The sequence below is a fragment of the Actinomadura sp. NTSP31 genome, from assembly GCF_041951385.1.
GTDB lineage: Bacteria > Actinomycetota > Actinomycetes > Streptosporangiales > Streptosporangiaceae > Spirillospora > Spirillospora napierensis.
The window spans coordinates 382,076-399,749 of the sequence record NZ_JBGNUT010000002.1; the positions used below are offsets into that span (position 1 = coordinate 382,076).

The window sequence follows — 17,674 nt, forward strand, 5'->3', positions numbered from 1 at the left end:
GTATCCCGCGGCCCCCGGCCCGCGCACCAGGTTTTCGCGTCAGGTCCAGGTCGCCTTTGCGAGGATCTTGTCGAGGTCCGGGGTGTTCCACTCGTCCAGGATGAGGAGCTTGGGCTCCGCCAGGTACCAGAGCCGCTGGACGTAGGTCACGCTGGTGGGCTTGAACTGCTCGGCGCCCTGCAGGACGAGGCAGTGCATGCGCCACTCGCGGTACTGGGCCGTCCGCGTCCCGACTCGGGCGGTGCCCGTGCGGACGGGCTTGGCCCGGTCCGCCTCGGTGCCGATGCCGTTGAGGTCGCCCCGGTGCGGGCAGGTGCGGAAGGCCTCGGTCTCCGGCCCCCAGGGCCCGGCGAGGGAGAAGTTCTCCCAGCCGGTGGACGCGTCGTTGCGCCACGGCTCGCCGATCACCACGAATCCCGGGCAGTTGTTCTGGTAGAGCTTCTTGCCCTTGTCCACTCCCGGGTAGTGGGCGATCGTCGACGGGGAGCACGCGCCGGGGGAGTTCACCCAGTAGTCGCCCTTCGGATCGCCCGGCAGTTTCGTCAGCGGGGAGAGCTTCCAGCTCACCGGGGCCGTGATCGAGAGCGTGCCGAACGACATCCGCTGCCCGGAGGGCGTGGGCGTCGGCGTGGCCGCGGCGGCGACGACGTGGTCGCGGTCGGGGCGGGTCACGGCGTAGACGCCGACGCCGGCGGCGGCGGTGCCGGCGATCGCGGCGCCCGCGATCGCGACGCCCGCCTTGCCGCCGACCGCGGACAGCAGCCCGCCCGAGCCCGTCGCGGCGCCGCCCGTCCCGGTGGCGCCCGCGGCGCCGGCCGCCCCGGCTCCGGCGCCCGCCGCGCCCGCCCCGCCGGGGATCAGGCCCGCGGCGGCGAGGGGGAACAGCGCGGCGAAGGCGGCGGCGGCCACGGCCAGGGTGCGGACGGCGCGCTGCTCCCAGTCCGGGCCGTAGGCCTGGACGGCGATGCGGTCGAGTTCGCCCACGAAGTGCGCGGCGCCCGGCGGGCGGTAGGCGGGGTCCTTCGCCATCCCCTGGAGCACCAGCGCGCGCAGCGGCTCGGGGACCTTCTCCGCCGGGACGGGCGCGGTGGCGTGCTTGCCCATCAACGCCACCCGGTCGTCCGCGCCGTAGGGCCGTTCACCGGTCACGCACTCGTAGAAGACGCAGGTGGCGGCGTAGACGTCGGTGGCCGGGCCGGCGGGGTCGCCGCGCCATTGCTCGGGCGCCATGTAGGCGGGGGTGCCCGACCGGTCGCCCTCTCCGGTCCACACGGCGATGCCGAAGTCGATGAGCTTGCTGAGGCCGTCCGCGCGCACGACGACGTTGGCGGGTTTGTAGTCGCGGTGGACGACCCCGGCGGCGTGCGCGGCGGCCAGCCCGCGCAGCGACCCCTTCAGGACCAGCAGCGACGCCTCGGGGCCGAGGGCGCCGTGCTCGGCCAGGACCCGCTTCAGCGAGACGCCCTCGACCGCCTCCATGATCAGTGCGGTGCCGTCCGCGTGCTCCACGAGCCGGTAGAGCCGCGCCACGTGCGGGTCGTCGACCCGGCCGAGCATCCGGGCCTCGTTGCGGAAGGCGTCCTTGGCGCCGGGGTCGGCGTCGGCCGGCAGGTACTTGATCGCGACGGGCGCGCCGGTCCCGCGGTGCCGGGCCAGCGCCACCCGGCCCTGCGCGCCGCGGCCGAGCTCGCGCACCTCTTCGAATCCGGAAACCCGCCACTGCGTCACCGGGCGCTCCTCATGGTCGTTCCGATCGATCCACCCGTGTGACGCGGCGGGCCGGTGGAAGGTTGGTCATTCCCGTGCGGTGAGGATGCCCCTCGCGGTGAACGCGACGTCGGCCTCCGGGTGGGCGCGCAGGGCGCGGAGCACGGCGCGCCACGCGCCGGGCCAGCCGGCGCGCGGCGCGTGGCCGCCGGTGAGCGCCGCGGCGAACAGGCCGCCGGCGAGGTCCCCGCGTGCCGTGAGGCGTTCCGCGTGCGGGAGCACGTCCTCGGGGTCCGGGGCGTCGTCCGGCACGCCGATGTACTCCGCGAAATCGTCGTCCCAGTCGTCGTCCCTCCAGGGGACGAGGGCCTCGGCGACCTGCCGGGCGGCCAGGACGCCGCCGGTGCAGCGGTCCGCCAGGGCGTCGAGGGCGGTGGACGCGCCGGGCGCGTCCCAGCGGAACGTCGCGGCGGCCAGCTCCCCGGCGAGATGGCCGGGGAGGCGGCCGTCGAGGGCGGCGATGGCGCGGGCGGCGGTGTCGCGGTCGCGGCTCGCCGCGTCGCGCACGGCGCCGACCAGCGCCGACAGCCGCTGGAACGCGGGCAGATCCCGTTCGGCGCCGGCGTCGGGCTCGTCCGGTGCGGCGGCCAGTCCGGCGGCGGCCGTGCCGAGCTCCGGCGCGCCGAACCCGTCGGCGACGCAGCGGACCAGCGCGTCCAGGGCCGGCCGCCAGCCGTGCGCCGCGCCGAGGTCGGTGACGAGATCGGCCAGCACGGACGGGGCGTCCGGTGCCCACGGCGCCCACGGCGGGACGTTCGGGATCGCGGCGTCGCGGGCCTCGGCGTCGTCAGAGCGGGCCACCCGCAGGACCAGGGTGGCGTAGAAGCCGCGGAAGCGCTCCTCGACGCTCAGCGGCGGTGCGCCGAGCACCTGGCGGGCGAGGTCGCGCGGGCCGCCCGCCGCCTCGGCAAGGATCCGTCGCGCGGCGTCCTCGGCGAGGTAGGGGCGGACCGCCGAGACGATCGCGGCGCGGACGTCCCGGTGCTGGCCGGGGTCGTCCCACGCGGCGGCGACGAGGCCGAGAGCGTCCGGGACCCGGTTGCGCAGCAGGATGCGCAGTGCCTCCTTGCGCGCGGTGATCTTCCCCTCCCGCAGTGCGGGGCCGAGCGTCGCCGCAAGAGCCGACGGACGGACGAACCGGGCGGCGCGGGTCATCGCGTACATGGCGACGTGCGCGTGGTCCGTGGCGGCGTGCACGAGCAGGTCCGGCAGCACGGCCTGCGGGGACGCCGTCCATGGCACCGCGGTCAGCGCCGCCCGGCAGAGCCCGTCGTCCGCGGAGGCGAGGTAGGGGCGCAGCCGCGCCGCGTCCACGCCGGGGACGGTGGCGATGGCCCGGACCGCGCCCTCCCGCGCGTGGCCGGGCTGCGTCTCGTCGTCGGCCACGCGGGTGAGCAGGCCGAGGAAGGCGGCGCGCTGCCGGGACGTCCAGCGGCGCATCCATGACGGCTCCATGCGCGGGACGTAGGCGACGTCCGCGCGCTGGAACCGCCCGGACGGGGCGCTCCCGCCGAGCACGAGGCCGAGCAGGTCGGTGCGCTCGCGGGCGATCGTCGCGAGGACGGCCGGCACGGCGACGGCCGAGGCGTCCTTGGCGATGACCCGCTCGACGCGTTCGGCGCGCGCGCCCGGGGGAGCGAGCCACAGTTCGACCGCGTCCCGCAGGACGGCGTCGCTGCGGGCGTCGAGCGCGGCCTCCAGCGCGTCCTGGAGCGGCCGGACGTGGTGCGCCCGGCGGCCCAGCGCGCGCACGAGCAGCAGCGCGAGCCGGTGGTCGTCGCGGCGCGCGCCCGCCTCCAGATAGGGCGCGAGCGTCGCGGCGAGGCGGTGCTCCTGGCCGTGCCGCAGGGCGCGGTCGAGGCGTCCGAGATGGACCGCGCCGGCATGGCCGATGAGCCGCTCGACGAGGTCCAGCCCGAACACGACCAGGTCGGCGTCGTCACGGATCGCGCCCTGCCGGCAGAACGCGGCGGCGATCCGGCCGAGCGCCTGCCGGGTCATGTACGAGCAGTCGCGGGCGGCCAGCGCGTCGTCGGCGAACCGCCCGACCGCCGCCGCGTGCTCGGCGCGCAGCAGCCCCTCCGGGACGTTCGCGAGGGCGTTCAGCGCCGAGTACCGGACGGGGTCCTGCTCGTTGCGCAGCCGGACGAGCGACTCCAGCGTCGCGGTCAGCGTGCCGGGATCGCGGCTGCGGCCCGCGCACGCGATGAGCAGCACGTATCCGGCGGCGCGGTCGTCGGCGTCCGGACGGCGGGTCAGCGCCTCCAGGACCGGCACCGCCTCCTCGTACGGCAGGAAGGCGTTGACGCTCCGGTAACGCGCCGGTGTCTCGGCGATGCGGGCCAGCCGCAGCATCCGCCGCGCCTCCCGGATCCGGACCGCGTGCGGCAGGACGTCCAGGAGCGGCTCGTCCAGTTCGGCGGCCGACAGGTCCACGCCGGCCATCGCCGCGTCGAACACGTGCTCGCGGCGGGACGGCGGGAACGCCTTGAGCAGCAGGCGAAGCGCCGAGCCGTCCTCGCGGACGGCACGGGCCACCCGTGCCGTGCCGTCGTCGTCCAGTTTCGTCAGCCGGTCCCGGACCGACCTGCGCACCAGCAACCGCCGCAGCGATCCCCGGTAACGCTCGGACGTCAGCAGCCGCAGCATGCGGGTCGGCTCGGCGTCCAGCAGCAGTCCTGCCTTCGCGTCGAGGGCGATCGGCAGGCCCCGGCCGGTCCCGTACCGCTCCAGCAGGCCGACGACGCGTCCGGGTTCATGGTTCGCCGCTGCCGCCACACCGGTCCCGTGCAGGGCCCACCAACCGGCGCGAAGCCAATCGCCCGCCTCCGCGAGCCGTCGTTCCGCATAGTCCAGCATGACGCCGGGGTGTGCGCCGCCTAGGGACGCCCAGTTCGGGACGGCGCGCGCTACCGCGTCGATCCGTTCCGCCACGACCTCGGTACTGCAGGTGGGCAGCAGCGCAGCGGCCTCCTGCACGCCCCAGCGGTCGGCGACCGGTCCCACGAGCGCGTCCGCCAGGTCCGTGCGCCACCACTTGCGGACCGCCTCGTAGATGGCCGCGCGGATCGCCGCCGGCGCGTCGCCGAGCCTGGCGAGGAACGGCTCCGGGCCGTCCCCGTAGCGGACCGCCAGCCGGATCGCCGCGCACGCCAGGTCCGCGTCAGGGTCGCCGGTGGCGCGGGCGATGTGCGCCAGCGACGCCCCGTCCCGCACGGCCGCCGCGACGAACAGTGCCAGCGACCGCTCGTAGTGACCGCGCCCCGCCAGCTCGTCGATCAGCGCCGCGAGCTCCGGCGTGCCCGCTTCGGCGCGCAGATCCGCCAGCCGGCGGCAGCGCTCCCCGAACGGCAGCGGTTCGACTTCGGCCAGGAGTTCGTCAGCGCGCATGGCGGGCATCCTGCCGGACCGGCCGACCGGCTTCACGCCATTTACGACGCTTCGCCGGGCATTTCCGGCTCCGCCCGTGCCCGGGTGACCGCCTCCGCCAGCTTCCGGACGCGCGGCTCGTGCTCGTCGTAGCCGACGACCACGGGCGGCTCGTTGTACGGCATCGTGTCGGACGAGCGGCGCAGCTTCACGTACTGCCCGCACGCGTCGATCGCGTACGGCTCCATGTCGTCCTGCAGCGCGCCGATCACCGTGATGCCGTGCGTCTCGCCGATCTTGCGGAACAGCGCGACGGCCTCCTTGCGGTGCTCCTTGCCGAGGTTGCGGCCCAGCTCGTCCAGCACCAGGCAGAGCCGCCCGCCGCCGGAACTGGCCAGCGCCGCCGCGCACACCAGCTTGACCGCCTTCTCGTCCATCAGCGCGGTGTTGGCGCGCCGGTTGTAGGGGACATAGCGCTGACCGTCCGAACGCCGCCACTTCGGCGTCACCCGCCAGCGCCACTCCTGCTCCGGATCGCCCGGTTGCTCCGGAGTCGGGAAGTCGAGCGTCGCGCCGTAGCCGCCGTAGGTCACGTCCAGCTTCTCGAACTCCTCCGACACCCGCTGGAGGCGCGCGCGGATCGCGGCGGTCAGCGCCGTCCGGTGCGCCTCCGCGGCGCCCGCCGCCTCCAGCGCGCCCTTGCGCGCCTTCTCCAGGTCGGCGCGGCGCCCGGACAGCTGCACCTCGATCTGCCGCCGCTGATGCTTCTCGTAGTCCTCCTGCCGGCGCAGATAGCCCTCCAGCGACTTCGCCAGGCGCGGGAACGTCGCCTGCTCGCGGTCGGTGCGGCGACCCTCGCCCTCGGCGCGCTCGCGCAGCAGGAACCGCGTCTCCTCCGGCATGTCCTCATCGGACGGGCCGTCCGGGAACACGCGCCGCATCGCCTCCGACAGGTGCTTCTCCGCCGTATGCCACCACTCGGCGGGCGTCCACGTCGCCTCATCGTCGTCGAGGCCGGACAGCCACTCGGCGGCGCCCTCCCGGGACCCGCCCCACTCCCTCTCCAGCTCCTCCAGCCCGAGCGCCGCCCGCCTGCCGGCCAGCTCCGCGCTCTTGCGCCGCACCTGGTCGCGCTCCCGGTCGTGCGCCTCCTTGCGGCCGCGCAGCCGGTCGACCTCCAGCGCCCGCGTGTCCGCCTTCGCCTGGAGCCGCCGGACGGCCTGCTCCGCCGATCCGAGGCGCGGCCCCAGCTTCGACTCGCTGCTCGCCAGCTCCTCCAACTGCGCGCGCAGCTCCGCCATCCGCGCGTGGACGGCGTCCAGCTCGTCGGCCGCGCGCGCGCCCGTGAGCCGCCGCCCCGCCCGCGCCACGTCGGCGGCCGCGTCGGACGTCGCCTGCCGCGCGTTCTCCAGCGCCTCCTTCGCCGCCTCCAGCGCGGCCCGCGCCGCCTGCACGCGCGCCACCCGCCCGGTCACCGGCTCGGGGAAACCGCCGACGACGACGACGCCCCTCGCGTCGCCGACGAAGGAGCCGAAGAAACGCGCCAGCGGCAGCGCGCACCGCACGCCCTCGGGATGGCCCGCCGCGGCCTCACCGCCCGGGTCCAGCTCCCCGTCCGCCGGGACGATCATCGAGCCGGGCAGGCCCTTCAGCGCGCCGACCGCCGCGTCCAGATCCGCCGTCCCGACCACGACGGCCTCCCGGTACGGCCACAGCGCCGCCTCCCACCGCTCCCGGACGTCCGCCGCCAGCTCCACCGCGTCCAGCAGGCCGACCGCCGCGATCCCCGCCCCGGCCAGCGCCCGGATCTGCGCGGGCGCGCTGCTCTCGCCCGCCTCGGCCTCCGCCAGCGACCGCTCCGCCCGCGCGACCGCGCCGCGCGCCATCCCGAACTCCTGCTGCGCCTCGTCCCGGCGCGCCTCCGCCACCGCCAGCTCCGCCTTCGCGGCGGCGCCGTCCCGGCCGTCGGCCTCCCGCCGCCGCTCCTCCAGCGCCGACACCTGCCGGCGCAGCTCTTCCAGCCGGTTGCGGGCGACCGCCTTGTCCGCGCCCAGCTCGTCGGCCTGCCCCTTCAGCTCGGCCAGCGCCGCGCCCGCCTCGCCGAGCCGCGCGTCCAGCGCACCGCCCGTGAGCTGCTCGATCTCCCGATCCGCCGCCTTCGCCGCCGCGGCCAGCTCCGCGGCTTCGGCGCGCAGCGCCTCCTGCTCGGCGGCGTGCGCGGCGTCGGCCCCGGCCGCGTCCGCCAGCAGCCGCGCCTGCCGCGTCCGCCAGTGCCGCATCGCCGCCGCGACCTCCTCGCGGGCGCGGTCGCGCCGGTCGAAGGTCTTCAGCATCGCCGCCGCCTCGCGCTCCCACTCCGCCAGCCGCTCGGACGCCTCCGCCGCCTTGCCGCGCTCCCGGTGCTCCTCCGCGCGCGACTTGCGCTCGGCCTCCAGCTCCCGGTCCAGCCCGGTCAGCGCCGCGATCGCGCTGAAGATCCGCTCCGGGCTGATCTCGTTCAGCGGCTGCGACAGCAGGTTCGTCGCGACCTTCGACCGCACCGACGTCGACAGGAACGACACGCACCGCACCTGCCCGCCGTACAGGACGCGGCCCAGGTCCTTCGCCACAAGGTCGCGGCGGCCGGCGCTGCGCGGCAGGCTCGCCCACAGCCGGTCGGCGAGCGCGACCCGCCCCGCCTCCGACGGCGCCGACGCCAGGTACACGCCCTCCTGCCAGCGGATCTCCAGGTGGGGCGCGTCCACGTTCACCCGCAGCCACACCGTCACCGCGGTCTCGTCTTCGGTGCCGCCGTCGGTGTCGTCTTCAGTGTCGGCGTCGGTCTGGACCGGCTCGGCGTAATCGAAGACGCCGACGATGTACCCGTGATCGGCGCTCGCCCACTGGCTGTCGCCCTGCGCCGCCAGCTCCGCGTTGAACAGCAGCTCCGCCACCGCGCGCGCGCCCGACGCGAACCGCCACTGCTCGTCGCCCAGCAGCGCCGTGATCGCCGCGATGAACGAGGACTTGCCGGCGCCGTTGGAGTCCTTCGGGCCCTGCCCCGCCACCACGATCAGCGTCCCCGGCACGGTCGGCACCGGATGCGTCGACAGCCGCGAGATGTTCACCGCCTGCACCGCCACCAGCGTCCGGTCGCCGACGACGTTCTCCGCGTCCCGGGCGGGCCCCGGCACCAGCGGTTCCAGCACGGCCGTCATTCGCTCTCCCCCTGCTCGCGTTCCCGGCCCCGCCGCCGCGCCCGGATCGCCGCCGCCAGCGGCGAGTCCGGCCCGGCGGCGAGGATCAGCTCCTCCTGCAGCCGCCTGCGCGCCGCCGGGGTCAGCCGGTGGAACTGCGGCCCCGGCACGAACCCGCCGGAATCGTCCGCACCCGCCTTGACCTGCGACACCAGCCCGGCCAGCCGCAGCCGCCGCAGCGCCGCGTCCAGCTCCCCGACGGGCAGCTGCGTCCGCCGCCTCAGCTCGTCCACCGGCGTCGGATACGGCGACAGCCACGAGTCGTCCTCCAGCAGCCCCGCCGCCCGCGGGATCGCCACCGAATGGATCAGCACCAGCGCCAGCACCGCCCGCTCCTGGACGGGCGGCACGCAGTCCCCGTCCTTCGCCAGCTCGGCCGCGACGTCGTCCCGGTAGCCGGAGATCCACGACGTCTGCTCAGACCGGACCAGCGTCCGGCCGCTCAGCGCGAGCATCTCCCCGACCGTCCGCCGCAGCGCCGGCTCCCGCAGCGCCGGGAACCGCACCTCCGGCACCGGCTCCGCCGCGTGCTCCACCGCCATGTACGCCGCGACCAGCTCCGCCCGCCGCCGCTCGTCATAGCCGCGCAGCAGCCCCTCGAACAGCTCGCTCACCGCCGCTCCCCGGGGCCGTCCCCGCCGCCGGGCGCCCCGTCCGCCGTGTCGCCGGGCGCTGCGTCCGCCGCGTCGCCGGGCGCTGCGTCCGCCGCGTCGCCGGGCGCTGCGTCCGCCGTGCCGCCGGGCGCCGCGTGGGGCGGGTTATCCACAGATGAAGATTTTTCCGCCGTTGGTGCCGGAGGTGCGGCAGTCTCGGTCACGAAGGGTGATCTGAACACCACAGGAGGCGCGGATGACGCATGTTCCCTCACCGGCTCCGCCGGGTCCGCCGACGGTTCCGGGCGCGGGGGTTCGGGAAGGCGGTGCATCAGGGTGCGCAGGGACGACAGGCTCTGCTCGGCCCACAGCGAGACCCGGGGGCCGGGACGCACGGTGCCGCCCCCCTCGCCGGCGCCCTCGTCCAGGAGCAGCCACCCCGTCTCGGCCAGCCGGCGCAGCTCCCCGGTGGCCCAGCGGCGCGCGAGATCGGCGTCGCCTCGCGACATGCCCGCGTAGACGTCCAGGACGGCCGCGACCGTGGACGGCGCTCCCGGCCACGGCGCGTCGTCCAGCCGGGTCCAGCAGCAGCGCAGCGCCGCCGCCAGGACGCGGCGCGCCTGACCCGCGCGGTCCAGCGGCATCGGGGCGGTCTGGTACTCCTCCAGAAGGGCGGGCGTGGCGCCGTCCGGCCAGACCGGCAGCAGCCACACGCGGTCGCCGTCCGCGGCCGCGGCCGTTCCGGCCGGGACGGGATCGGCCGCGGCGACCGACGGGGCGCCGAGCACACGGGCCCGCGCCCGCGCGAGTACCTGCGGGTCCACGGTCACGTCCTCTCGAACCAGCCGGGCGACACCCAGGTGGGCGCGCCCTCCGGGCGGACGTCCAGCCCGTCCGACCAGACGAGCCGGTAGGGCAGCTCGGGGTGCAGATGCGCCGAGGACAGGTCGGCCAGGGTGCGCCGGGCGGTCACCCAGTCCTGCGCGAGGACGTCCTGCACGGCGACCCGGTCGCGACCGCGCAGCACCTCCTCGGCCATGGCGCGGAGCCGTTCCATCGCCGTGACGTCGGAGCCGGTGTCGGACGACAGGCCCCGGTCGGGCACGGACGGGCGCGGCGGCGCGGGGCGCGGGGGCGTCGCGCGGGGCCCGTCCTCCACGGCGGTCACCACGGCGGACGGCTCGTGCCACGGGGCGGCCGCGTCGAACACGAAACCGTCCAGCACCGCCGCCAGCTCCTCGCGGCCGGCGGTGCGGGCGAAGGTCCGCCACGTCTCCGGCGGAAGGAGGGTGAGATTGCGGGTCGTGCCGGCGGAGTCCGACAGGCGCGCGGCCGCGCGGCGGGACGCGTCGCCGTAGGCGTAGATGGCGGCGCGCAGGTCGGTGCACGTGCGGTCGAGCTGCGGCCACCGCCGCAGGATCGCGCCGTGCAGCCGCTCGGCGCGCAGCAGGATCTCCTCCGTGCCCCACAGCTTCGGGGCCTGCTCGCGCAGCTCCTCGATCGTCCCGTTGGTGAGGGTGACGAGCTCGACGCTCCACAGCCGGAACGCGCGGGCCAGGCCGTCCGCGCCGTCGCGGGCCTGCTCCGGCGTCATCCGCGGGTCGGCGACGTTGAGCTGCTCCAGCGCGAGGAGCCGGTGCATCTCGCTCTGCCCGCCGTCCAGCATCATGCGGCGGACGAACATCAGCCCGACCACGCTGGTGAACGAGGCCCGGTAGCGCAGCTGGTTCGGCTTCGGGAACACCTCCCGGACGGCGCCGAGCCCCTTCAGCACCCGCAGCCGGTTCTCGAACACCTCCGCCGGGTAGCGGCGGCACACGTACCGCATCTGCTCGCGGCTCAGCCCGTCCTCGCCGGCGTCGGCGAACGCGGCGAGCAGCGTCTCGGCGACGTCCACCAGCTCGGGGTCGTCCACCACGGCGCCGCTGTCGCGGGCCAGCGCCGCGAACATCTGCCGGTACACGCCCAGCACGGCCTCGCCGACCAGCACGTCGTCGAGGCTGGCGGCCGCGTTCTCGGAGGTGGTCGACACGGCGCACTACGGTACGGCCCCGCGGCGCCCAGGGTGGAATCGGCGGCGGGAACGCCCGCGAAACCGGCACCGCGAAACCGCAGACGTCGCACGCACGGCGATGACACACTCACAGAGCGACCAGGACGTCGCGGGCCGCGCGCCGCAGCAGGGCACGGAACCCGCCGGACCGGACTCTTCGGACATGGCAGGAGAGGCATGACCGAGCCGAACCCTCCCACGGGCCCGAACCCTCCCACCGGGCCGAACCCTCTCCCGAGGACGAACCTCCCCGCCGAGCCCAACGCCTTCGTCGGCCGCGAGCGCGACGCGGCCGACCTGCGCCGCCTCCTGGAGGGCATGCGGGCGGTCACGCTGTGCGGCGCGGGCGGCATCGGCAAGACGCGGCTGGCCCTGCACGTCGCGCGGACGATGCTCGACGCCCATCCCGACGGCGTCTGGTTCGTGGACCTGGCCGGCGTCCGCCCCGACGGCACGCCCGAGCCGGTCGCGCGGCGCGTCGCGGCGGTGCTGGACGTGGCGGAGGAGGACGGCCGCCGGACGGCCGAGACGCTCGCCGACGCGCTGCGCGGGCCGTCGGTGCTGATCGTCCTGGACAACTGCGAGCACGTCGTCGAGGAGTGCGCGGAGCTCACCGGCCTGCTGCTGGCGCGCTGCCCGCGGATGCGGGTGCTGGCGACCAGCCGCGAGCCGCTGCGGATGGCGGGCGAGAACGTGTGGCGGGTGCCGCCGCTGGAGCCGCACGAGGCGGTGCGGCTGTTCACCGACCGCGCCCGCGCGGCCCGTCCCGGGTTCGACGTGACCAGCGGCGTCGAGGACGTCACGCGGGCGCTGGACGGGATGCCGTTGGCGCTGGAGCTGGCGGCGGCGCGCGTCCGGGTGCTGTCGGTGGAGCAGATCGCCGGCCGGCTCGCCGACCGGTTCCGGCTGCTCAGCGCCGGCGACCGGACCGCGCCGCCCCGGCAGCGGACGCTGCGCGCGGCGATCGACTGGAGTCACGACCTGCTCGGCGAACGGGAGCGGACGCTGCTGCGCCGGCTGTCGGTCTTCGCGGGCTGGACCCTGGAGGGGGCCGAGCACGTCTGCGCCGACGCGGCGCTCCCCGCCGAGGACGTCCTGGACCTGTTGACCGCCCTGGTCGACAAGTCGCTGGTGGCCGTCGTGGGGGAGATGGCGGGGCAGGTCCGGTTCCGGCAGCTCGACAGCATCCGCGAGTACGCGGCGGAGCGCCTCGCCGAGGCCGGCGAGGAGGAGACGTTCCGGATGCGGCACCGCGACACCGTGCTGGAAGCCGCGGAAGAGGACGGCAGGCTGGCGGTGGCGGAGCTGCCCGGAGCGTGGGCGGACCGGGTGGCGTTGTTCCGCCGGTACGACGCGGAACTCGGCAACGTCCAGGCGGCGCTCACCTTCTCGCTCGACCGCGGCGACATCGAGAAGGGCCTGCGGCTGTGCACCGCGCTGCGCACCTTCTGGATCGTCCGGGGACGCGTCGCCGAATGGGCCGACCGGATGGACCGATTCCTCACCCGCTCCCACGGCACCGGCGCCCGCACACTGGGCCCGGCGCTGGCGGGCCGCGCGCAACTGGCCGCCGGCGGGCGCGACGCCGCGCAGGCGGCCCGGTACGCGGAGGAGGCGCTCGCGCCCTGCCGAACGGCCGGAAACGCCATCATGACCGCGTCGGCGCTGGTCACGCTGGCCGAGTCGCTGGCCCGCGCGGGCCGGTTCGAGGACGCGGCGCAACGCCTGGACGAGGCCGACGCGATCGCCGCCGGACCCGGCCACGAGTGGGTCCGCGCGTACGCGCGGATCACCCGCGGCTACCTGCTGATCCGCCGCGGCCGCCTGCGCGAGGCGCGCGAGCACCTCGACGCGGGCGCGACGCTGATGCGGGGGATCGGGCAGCTGTGGGGCGCCGCGCACGCCATCATCGGCCTCGGCCGGCTGGCGGAGCTCCGCGGCGACCCCGCCGCCGCCCGCGGCCACTACGCCGAGGTCCTGCCGATCCTGGCGGAGATCGGGGCGCGTCCGGAGATGGCCCGCGCGCTCGCCGGCATCGGCCGCGTCGCGCTGGAACAGCGGGACGCGGCGTCCGCGCGGGAGGCGCTGTCGCGGAGCCTGTCCCTGAGCCGCTCGTCGGGCATCCGCCTCGACGTGGCCCGCGCCCTGGAGGCCTTCGCCGAACTGGTCGCCTTCGAGGGCGACGCGCGCGCGGCGGTGACGCTCGCCGGCGCGGCGTCCGCGCTCCGCGAGGCCACCGGCCGCCAGCCCGGCGCCGGCGCCCGCCGCGAGCGCATGCTCGAACCGATCCGCCGCCGCCTCGGCGAGCCCCTCGTCGCCCAGTTCTGGGGCGAAGGCCGCGCGATGCCCCCCGACGACGCCGTCGACTACGCCCTCCACGCCGGAAACCTTCCGCCCCTCCGCCGCCAAACTGAACCACCGACCGCCGTCCCCGACACACCCCACCCCCCGCCGCCTACCCACAGCCACCCGCCCCGTCCCGAACACAGCCCGCCCCACCCCTCACTCCCTGGCGAGAAGCCGGCAACGGCCAGGCCACAGACGCCCACCCCTGCTCCCGGCATAGGCGCCTCCGGCTCGCCCCGGTCGGAGCAGGACGCCGGTGTCCCATCGAGCGCGGCCGAGGCAGCCGCGGGCGGCACGGGGTCGCCGTCCGCTGCTTTGGGCGCGAGCGCCTCCCATCTTGAACACGGCTCGCCTCGCTCGGAGCAGGATGCGGGTGTCCCATCGAGCGCGGCCGAGGCGGCCGCGGGCGGCACGGGGTCGCCGACCGCTGCTTCAGGCGCGGGCGCGTCCCGCCTTGGGCACGGTTCGCCCCGCTCGGAAGAAGACACGCGTGTCACGTCGTCCGAGGAGGAAGTGGCCTCGGCCGCGCCGGGATCGTCCGCCTCAGCTTCCGGCGCGGGCGCCTCCCGCCTTGAGCACAGTTCAGCTCGGTTGGAGGGGGAGGGGCGTGTCTCGTCAAGCACGGAGGACGCGGTCTCGGCCGGGCATGGATCACCCGCTACTGCTTCCGGCCTGGGCGGCTCCCGTTTTGACGAGAGTTCGTCTCGGTCGGAGGGAGAGGCGCGTGTCACGTCGTCTGGAAAGGAGGCGCCCGCTGGGCAGGGGACGCCCGCCTCTGCTTCCGGTGGGGGGCGCCCTCGGGTGGCGGAGACGGCCCGGCCTGAGCCAGAGGGGTACGAGCCGGTGAACGGGGAGCGGAGCGCCACGGACGCGGTCGGATCTGGTTCCGCAGCCGGGCGGCAATGGGGTGAACGTTCGGCCTGGTCCGAGCGGGATGGCGGTACGCCGGGGGGCGAGGAAGAAGGTTTGGCGGACACCTTCGGTGGGTCTGGCTTTGAAGCGGGGTACGGAGCGCCGCCTGCCGGTAGCCGGGGTGGGGGTTGGCCCGGCGGCGGTAGTCAGGAGGCCGTTGACGGGGACAGGTGGTCCCAGGCCTTCCACGTGGGGGAGAGAGCGAGTTCTTCGGGCGCGCTGAGGCAGACCGAGCGGGACGCCCGGTCTGCCGAGGACGGCGGCGGGCGGTCTGTACCTGGTCCAAGGGGGCGGGACGTCGGCAGAGGCGAAGTGGGAGGTCATGCGGGGGAGGTCGCAGAGCCGGTGCGGCCTGCAAGGGACATGGGCACGGGCGGCGTTGCCCGGCCGCTCACGCCGCCGAGCACCTTGACGGGCCGGGAGCGCGAGGTCGCGCGGCTGGTGGCGCGGGGGCTGACCAATCGCGGGATCGCGGACGAGCTGGTGATCAGTCCGGCGACCGTGGCGCGGCACGTGACGAACATCCTCACCAAACTGGGGTTCTCGTCGCGTGCGCAGATCGCCGCATGGGTCGTCGACACCCTTCCGCCGGAGGACTGAGGGTGTGTACACACCTCGGGGGGAGGGTGAATACGACTCCGCCTGCGTAGTCCGGCGCATGTGCTGGACGCGGCGTCCAACATAGCGTCGGCGCATGATCTCCAACGGTGTGGACGCGGCCGCCGCGTTTCCCGGTGCGACGGTGACCCGGGCCGTGTTCTGCGGCGCCGGCTCCGATCCCGCCAAGGCCGCCCGTCCCGCGGTGGCGGACGCGTCGTCGGGGCGTTCGCTGTCGTACGGGGAGCTGGCCGCGCGGGTGGGGGCCGCCGCGTCCGGGCTCGTCCGGGAGGGGGTGCGGCCGGGGGACGTGGTGGGCCTGCATCTGCCGGGCGGGCCCGAGTTCGTCCTGGCCTTGCACGCGGTCACCGCCGCGGGTGCCGTCCCGTTCCCGGTGGGCGGGCGTCCGGCCGCCGAAGTCGCGCGGCTGCTGGAGGACGCGGGAGTCCGGGCGGCGATCACGTGGCCGGGGCTCGCCGGCGAGGTCCGCGCGCCGGACCGGCGGCTGTTCTGCTTCGGCGCGGAACCCGGCACCGAGCCGTTCGCGACGCTGCTCACCGGGCCGCCTGCTTCGGTTCGCCTCGACCCGTCCCGCGCTCCCGCGCTCGTCGCCTGCACCGGCGGACCGCCCGGGCCGGTCCGGGCGGTCCGGCTCACCCATGCCGAGGTCGTCGCCGGGCTGGTGCGGGTCGCCGAGGCCGGCATGATCGGCAACGCCGACATCGTGCTGACCGCGCTGCCGCTCAGCGACGTCCTCGGCCTGAACGGGGTCCTGAACCCGGCGCTCCGGCTCGGCGCCACGGTCGTCGCCTTCACCGGCGGCGGCCGTCACGACCTGCTGCGTGCGCTGCAACGGTGGCGCGCGACCGTGGCGGTGCTGCCGCCCGCGCTGGTGGAGGCGCTCGGCCGCGATCGCGCGGTGGCCCGCTACGACCTGGGGACGCTGCGCGCCGTGGTCGCGGCCGGCGGGCCGCTCGCCGCCGAGGACGCCCGCGCCGCCGCGGCCCGGTTCGGCTGCCCGGTCCGACAGGCGTACGGCCTCGCCGAAGCCGCCGGCATCACCCACCTCAACCTGCGCGCGGCGGAGGAGGGCACCCTCGACTCCGTCGGGCGCGGGCTGCCCGGCGTGGTGTGGCGCGTGGTCCATCCGCGGACCGGCGCCGTCCAGTCGTCCTACCAGCCGGGCGAGCTGTGCGTACGGCTGCCGGTGGCGCGGACCGCCGCCGTCCCCGCCCGCTGGCTGCCGACCGGTGACTCGGCGTTCGCCGACGACCACGGCCGGGTGTTCGTCCTGGGCCGGGTGGGGCGCGGCCCTGCCGAGCCGCTCGCCGAGCCCGGCGCGGTGCTCGCCGCGCATCCGGCGGTGTCCGACGCCGCCGTCGTGCCCGTCCCCGACGACGATTTCGGCCTCGCCCCGCACGGGTTCGCCGTCGTCACCGACGAGACCTCGGAGGCTGATTTGCTCGCCTACCTGGAGACCCACGTCGCCGAACGCGGCGGAATCGTGACCGTGCACATCGTCGCCGAGATCCCCCGCGAGCCCGACGGGCGCGTGCGGCGCCGCACCCTCCTCGACCGCGCCGGCCTAGGCCGCCTCCCCTGACCCCGCCACGCACAAGGCAACCCACGACTGCCGCCTCGAGGGCGATCCCGCCATGGGCGCGGCGCCGTGTCGGCGTCGGGCTTGGTTTGTGCCGGGGGCGTGGCCTGTGGCCCGGCGGTCGGGGGACCGTCCCTTGTGTTCGGGGGCGGCGGTGGGTGTGCAGTGGGGTGGGCGGGGCGGGCTACATATGTGTCTACACAGTTCTTTGGATGTGGTCGGGGTAGGGCGCGGCGTACGGTCGCCGCATGCTGGACGGAGAGACCGGTGCGGTCGGCGTCACCGAAGCGACGGTGACGCGGATGGTGCTGGCGGCGATGCGGGCGGACGGTGGCCGGACGGCGGTCGTCGACCGCGGGCGGGAGTTGCGCCGCGCGTGGTTCGCGGAGGCCGTGCCGGTGGCGGCGCGAGGGTTGCGGTGGCACGGGGTGCGGGCCGGCGACGTCGGGGCGATCCACCTCGCCGACGCCTGCGACCTCGCGCTGGCCGTGCACGCGGTGGGCGCGGCCGGTGCCGTGCCCGCCCCGCTGCCGCCGGACGCGTCCGCCGAGGACCTCGCCGTGATGATGACCGAGGTGGGTGCGCGCTTCCTGCTGACGGGCGAGGAGACCGCCGCGCGGTCGCTGGCGGCGGCGGACGCGTCCTACGTGCGGCAGGCCTTCGCGTTCGGGGACGTTCCGGGCGCGACCCCGTTCGGCCGGCTGCTGGAGACCGGCGTCGGATCCGGCGAGTCGCCGCCGCCCGATCCGCTGCGTGACACCGCCCTGCGCCTCGCCGGTCCCCGGGAGGACGTCACCCACGCCGACCGGCTCGCGGATCACTACCGTCTCGGCGGCGCGGTCGCGCTCGGCGAGGACGACGTCCTGGTCTGCTGCGGATCGGACGTGCCGGTGCGGACGTGGATCGGTCTCATCGACCTGTGCCTGGTCCAGGGCGCCGCGTTCGCGGGGGTGCCGGAGCCGGACGCCCGCGACCTGCTCGAGGCGATCCTCAAGTACGACGCGACGGCGGTCGTCGTCAGTCCCGCCAAGCTGCGCGCGCTGGCCTTCGATCACGGTGCCGTCCCGATGCCCGGTGTCCGGGTCCTGGTGACCGGCGCGCCGTCCGCCGAGGCCGCGCACGCCTGCCGGGCCCGTCACGGCTGGACGGTCTCACCGCTCTCCTGACCCGCGGAACCGCCCGCGGTACCGCGAGCCCCGCC

Annotated in this window: 9 protein-coding genes; 3 read left to right on the forward strand and 6 right to left on the reverse strand. The window is 76.1% G+C overall.

Annotated features, from left to right (window positions below; genetic code table 11):
- Window positions 1-39: 39 nt before the first annotated feature.
- The 6 genes from ACA514_RS04590 to ACA514_RS04615 form a co-directional block, all read right to left on the reverse strand.
- Window positions 40-1,728, reverse strand: coding sequence for a serine/threonine-protein kinase (locus ACA514_RS04590; RefSeq protein WP_375039708.1), 1,689 nt, complete (start codon window positions 1,726-1,728; stop codon window positions 40-42).
- A 66-nt stretch (window positions 1,729-1,794) separates the two neighbouring features.
- Window positions 1,795-5,157, reverse strand: coding sequence for a hypothetical protein (locus ACA514_RS04595; protein ID WP_375039709.1), 3,363 nt, complete (start codon window positions 5,155-5,157; stop codon window positions 1,795-1,797).
- A gap of 41 nt (window positions 5,158-5,198) precedes the next feature.
- On the reverse strand, window positions 5,199-8,333 hold the full coding sequence (locus tag ACA514_RS04600) for a chromosome partitioning protein ParA (protein ID WP_375039710.1): 3,135 nt from the start codon (window positions 8,331-8,333) through the stop codon (window positions 5,199-5,201).
- Entirely contained in the window at window positions 8,330-8,986 is a 657-nt protein-coding gene (locus tag ACA514_RS04605; protein WP_375039711.1) for a hypothetical protein, read from the reverse strand. The genes ACA514_RS04600 and ACA514_RS04605 overlap by 4 nt, the downstream gene beginning before the upstream one ends.
- Window positions 8,983-9,789, reverse strand: a complete 807-nt coding sequence (locus ACA514_RS04610) for a hypothetical protein (protein ID WP_375039712.1) — start codon at window positions 9,787-9,789, stop codon at window positions 8,983-8,985. The genes ACA514_RS04605 and ACA514_RS04610 overlap by 4 nt, the downstream gene beginning before the upstream one ends.
- Before the next feature lie 2 nt (window positions 9,790-9,791).
- Window positions 9,792-10,997, reverse strand: coding sequence for a hypothetical protein (locus ACA514_RS04615; RefSeq protein WP_375039713.1), 1,206 nt, complete (start codon window positions 10,995-10,997; stop codon window positions 9,792-9,794).
- Window positions 10,998-11,195: 198 nt separating this feature from the next.
- Here ACA514_RS04615 and ACA514_RS04620 point away from each other — a divergent pair, with 198 nt between their 5' ends.
- The 3 genes from ACA514_RS04620 to ACA514_RS04630 all read left to right on the forward strand — a co-directional run bounded on the left by ACA514_RS04620 (window position 11,196) and on the right by ACA514_RS04630 (window position 17,639).
- The gene (locus tag ACA514_RS04620; protein ID WP_375039714.1) at window positions 11,196-14,876 is read left to right on the forward strand and encodes a LuxR C-terminal-related transcriptional regulator; all 3,681 of its coding nucleotides are present in this window, start codon (window positions 11,196-11,198) and stop codon (window positions 14,874-14,876) included.
- Window positions 14,877-14,970: 94 nt separating this feature from the next.
- Window positions 14,971-16,476, forward strand: a complete 1,506-nt coding sequence (locus tag ACA514_RS04625) for an AMP-binding protein (protein ID WP_375039715.1) — start codon at window positions 14,971-14,973, stop codon at window positions 16,474-16,476.
- A gap of 245 nt (window positions 16,477-16,721) precedes the next feature.
- The gene (locus ACA514_RS04630; protein WP_375039716.1) at window positions 16,722-17,639 is read left to right on the forward strand and encodes an AMP-binding protein; all 918 of its coding nucleotides are present in this window, start codon (window positions 16,722-16,724) and stop codon (window positions 17,637-17,639) included.
- Window positions 17,640-17,674 lie beyond the last annotated feature (35 nt).

Bases quoted from the DNA above. Each gene is read 5' to 3' on its own strand.
- ACA514_RS04595 (WP_375039709.1), bottom strand. From the start codon at position 5,157: ATGCGCGCTGACGAACTCCTGGCCGAAGTCGAACCGCTGCCGTTCGGG.
- ACA514_RS04600 (WP_375039710.1), bottom strand. From the start codon at position 8,333: ATGACGGCCGTGCTGGAACCGCTGGTGCCGGGGCCCGCCCGGGACGCG.
- ACA514_RS04620 (WP_375039714.1), top strand. From the start codon at position 11,196: ATGACCGAGCCGAACCCTCCCACGGGCCCGAACCCTCCCACCGGGCCG.
- ACA514_RS04625 (WP_375039715.1), top strand. From the start codon at position 14,971: ATGATCTCCAACGGTGTGGACGCGGCCGCCGCGTTTCCCGGTGCGACG.
- ACA514_RS04630 (WP_375039716.1), top strand. From the start codon at position 16,722: ATGCTGGACGGAGAGACCGGTGCGGTCGGCGTCACCGAAGCGACGGTG.